The organism is Streptomyces sp. NPDC001270, from assembly GCF_042896695.1.
Taxonomy (GTDB): Bacteria; Actinomycetota; Actinomycetes; order Streptomycetales; family Streptomycetaceae; genus Streptomyces.
In genome coordinates this window covers 1-1,152 of the sequence record NZ_JBIAXM010000108.1, presented here as the reverse complement: position 1 = coordinate 1,152, position 1,152 = coordinate 1, and the positions used below count along the sequence as shown (strand labels likewise).

Annotated in this window: 2 protein-coding genes; both read left to right on the top strand. The window is 71.4% G+C overall.

Going from position 1 to position 1,152, the window contains the following annotated elements; translation table 11 throughout:
• Positions 1-699: acyl carrier protein (locus ACFY2B_RS46195; protein WP_390769054.1), on the top strand; the 699-nt coding region annotated here is incomplete at its 5' end.
• A gap of 28 nt (positions 700-727) precedes the next feature.
• Positions 728-1,152 (top strand): beta-ketoacyl synthase N-terminal-like domain-containing protein (locus ACFY2B_RS46190; RefSeq protein ID WP_390769053.1); only part of this gene is annotated, 425 nt, incomplete at its 3' end.

Sequence of the window (1,152 nt, the reverse complement as noted above, 5' to 3'; positions counted from 1 at the left end):
CGGTTTGATTTCGGTGTGTTGCGTGCTCGGGCGGTGGCGGGTGAGTTGCCGGTGTTGTTGCGGGATGTGGTGCGGGTGCCGCGTCGGGTGGTGGCTCGGTCGGCGGCCGGTGAGGGTGGGCCGACGCTGGCCCAGCGCCTGGCCACCCTCGACGAGACCGAACAGAACCGGCTGCTCGTCAACCTCATCCGGACCAACGCGGCGACCGTCCTCGGACACGCCGATGCCGACACCATCGGCGCCCGCCGGGCCTTCAAGGAGGTCGGCTTCGACTCGCTCACCGCGGTGGAACTCCGCAACCGCCTCACCGCCGCCACGGGGGTACGGCTGCCCGCCACCCTCGTCTTCGACCACCCCACACCCACCGCACTCGCCCAGCGACTGCGTCGGCAACTGGTCCCCGAGAACGGCGGCACGAACGGCTCCGGTGCGGCCGGTGACGACGATGCGACGCGGACGGCTGGTGCCGGCGGCGAAGTGACCGCCGGTGCGGACATCGACGAGGCGGAGATCCGGCGCGCCCTCGCCACCGTGCCGCTCAGTCGGCTGCGTGAACTGGGTGTGCTCCAGGAACTCCTCCGCTCCGCGCCCTCGCGGACCGGCACCGAGGCCGAGGCCGGACCCGGCGACGCCGACGCGATCGCTGAGATGGACGTGAGCGCACTCGTCGAGCGGGCGCTCGGCACCGGCACCAACTGACCGATCCGTGACGACCGGAGGAATCGCCATGACCACCTCGTACGACAAGCTCGTGGAGGCGCTGCGGGCCTCCCTGGTGGAGAACGAGCGGCTGACGCGTGAGAACCAGAGGATCGCCGAGGCCGCCGCTGAGCCGATCGCGATCGTGGGGATGGCGTGCCGGCTGCCGGGGGGTGTCACCTCGCCGGAGGAGCTGTGGGAGCTGGTGGCCGAGGGACGGGAGGGGCTGGTGGACTTCCCGGCCGATCGCGGCTGGGACCTGGACAACCTCTTCGACCCCGACCCCGGCACACCCGGGAAGTCATACGTCAGCCGCGGTGGATTCCTGGACGGTGCGGGCGATTTCGACGCCGGCTTCTTCGGGATCTCGCCGCGGGAGGCGTTGGCGATGGATCCGCAGCAGCGGTTGCTGCTGGAGGTGTCGTGGGAGGCGCTGGAGCGGGCCGGTCTGGA